Raw genomic sequence first — 2,385 nt, 5'->3', positions numbered from 1 at the left:
GACGATAAAGTTCTACACACATCAGCTTAAATTCAGTCGTATAACGCAAAATGTACCCTCCTTACTGGGTGTCCAGTAAAGAGGGTACATTTCAGATCATCTTCACATCTCTTTTTTCTCATAATGTTTTTTGACAGCGTCACCGATATACTCCCCGTATGTATCGGTCTTGCGGCTCCAACGATCCTTGGTGGCTGCATGGCTCGTCATGTAGCCTGACGCGTCAAAGTTTGAAAGGTATTTGGTTTCTGCCGTTTCTTTTCTAAGGTCATATTCAGTCAGGGAAAGAAGTACTTTTGTTCCTGCCACGCTGCGGCGTAACTCCGTCTTTTCCCAGACTTCATAGCGTTCCGTTCCTGTTTTTCGAATGCTTTTTGGATTGATCCATTTCCTACCCAAGCGGGGAATGGTCTTAACGAACGTCCAGGGACCGTTTAGCTGTGCATAATCTCGATAATACCTGGCGTGGGTCATTGTTGGTGTAAGGGCCGAAAGCGGTTGCCATGGACCGATTTTTCGGGTTCCTTTCCCTTTCTTTCCTGACGGCGTGACCGTAAATTTGCTCCGTGTGCGCCACTGTTTCAGGTGGAAGTCGTATTCATTGTGCATGACGGTTCCTGATATACTGCTATCTTTTGGCTGCCAGCGTTCGTAGACGCGGACGGTACGATCCTTATCAAGGAGTTTTAGGGACTCGACATGGAAGGAGAGGGTCCCCCTTTCATCCTTTTGAAGGACGCTCCAACGAGCCTCCGCAGGAAAGGTAACCCCTAAAATCAGGCAAAGGGCTGTACAGGCCATCAAATGCTTCATGGCGCACCTCCTTATGGTGATGGTTCCATTATAGCATGGAAAAAGGGGAAAACGCTAAAAGGAAGACGACAATCTGTGTTATAATCTTTCGCAAGGGAGCATTTTTCCCAAGAAGAAAAAGGAGCGAATGACCGTGGAATGTCCATATTGTCACGAAATGATAGAAGAAACGGCGCAGTATTGTCCCCATTGCGGCAAAGCCGTGATAAAAAGTAAAGCTGAAGTCACCCCTGAAAAAGAAAAAGAAAACCTTTCCATGGCGGAAGAAGGGAAAAAAAGTCAATTTCAGCAGGAAAAGGCACCTAAAAGTGCAGCTTCCTACATCAAGGAAAACATTCCGAATACAGAAAACTGGCAGGAAATGTATCTATCCACGAAAGGAAGGATTTCTCGCAGCACCTTTTTTGTTCGCTGGCTGCTCCTGCTTGTGACGGTAGGCATCATTTCCGTTGTCTTTTCCTTCGTTCCTCCCGTGGCGGCAGCTTTTTCCCTCATTGGACTGATCATGCAGATTACCTTGGGGGTACGCCGTCTCCATGACCTAGGCCACAGCGGCCTTTGGGCCATTATCTTTTGTATTCCTGTTCTTTTTTTTGTGATTCTCCTAGCCCTCTTCTTCATGAAAGGAGACGCAGGGGATAATGCCTATGGGCCTAAAACTAAATAAGGAGATTGCCATGAATCAGACTTTATCGACCTATCATATGATCATGCCCAAAGACCTCAATCCCAGGGGGACCCTATTTGCGGGAAGCTGTGCGAATTTTATGATTGAAGGCGGTTTTTTGACGGCTGAAGCATTTTTAGGTCATCCCCATATGGTCTTTTTTGGAATGAATGGAATGAAATTTGTCAAGTCAGTGGAAAAAGGAGAAACGGTGAGCGTCACAGGCACCGTGGTCGATGCGGGAAAAACCAGCCTCGGCGTTTTTGTCACAGTTCGTTTCCTTCATACCAAAGAGCTTGCGGCCCAATCCTATCTAACTTTTGTTTCCATCGATGAAAACACGCGGCGTCCCGTGCCTCATGGGGCAAAGCTGGATAATCTGACAGAAGAAATGAAGGCGCATCAGATGACGTATCGGAAGCTGACGGCCATTCGGGAATAACCTTATTTGCCTGGTTTAAGAAGGCTAAAGGTATGAATGGACCAACAATTCTGCCCTGGCAAGAGAAATGAGCGTGACTCATAAAAAAATCCTATATCTCAGACGTGCTCGAAGAACACTGCTATCTCAAGATATGGAAAAAAAGGAAAGAAGAAAATCAATATATAGTACATGTAAAGAAAATTACAAAAAAAAGAAAAAAAGTGCTTGCAATTTATGGGAAAATCCTGTATAGTATCTATCTGTCAGCGGTGAGGCAAACGCCCCACGATGACGCAGGACACAGGAAAGCGAGCCAATGCTTCATGGATTTCAAAAAAGAAATTCAAAAAAGTTATTGACAAGAACTTCATCCTGTGATATGATATACAAGCTGTCACCGATGAGGATGACAGCGAGGAACGAACCTTGAGAACTGAATATTGATTGACAGATGTGCGGGTCAAGTCACTTTAGTGACGCG

At 45.3% G+C, this 2,385-nt stretch carries 3 protein-coding genes; 2 read left to right on the top strand and 1 reads right to left on the bottom strand.

What is annotated here, in order from left to right; all coding sequences use genetic code 11:
* Positions 1-102: 102 nt before the first annotated feature.
* Positions 103-813 (bottom strand): hypothetical protein, encoded by a 711-nt coding sequence (locus H503_RS0110915; protein WP_009016458.1) that lies wholly within the window; start codon positions 811-813, stop codon positions 103-105.
* A 127-nt stretch (positions 814-940) separates the two neighbouring features.
* Between H503_RS0110915 and H503_RS0110910 the strand changes: the two genes are divergently transcribed.
* Together H503_RS0110910 and H503_RS0110905 are read left to right on the top strand one after the other, a co-directional pair.
* Complete coding sequence (locus H503_RS0110910; RefSeq protein ID WP_026385739.1) at positions 941-1,480, top strand: DUF805 domain-containing protein; 540 nt, start codon at positions 941-943, stop codon at positions 1,478-1,480.
* Positions 1,481-1,490: 10 nt separating this feature from the next.
* A complete protein-coding gene (locus tag H503_RS0110905; RefSeq protein ID WP_248604866.1) occupies positions 1,491-1,922 on the top strand; it encodes an acyl-CoA thioesterase in 432 nt (143 codons plus the stop codon).
* Positions 1,923-2,385 lie beyond the last annotated feature (463 nt).

It is taken from the genome of Acidaminococcus intestini DSM 21505 (genome assembly GCF_000425045.1).
Lineage (GTDB): Bacteria > Bacillota > Negativicutes > Acidaminococcales > Acidaminococcaceae > Acidaminococcus > Acidaminococcus intestini.
The sequence above is the reverse complement of the archived record's forward strand: the minus strand, read 5'-3'. Positions and strand labels throughout refer to the sequence as shown.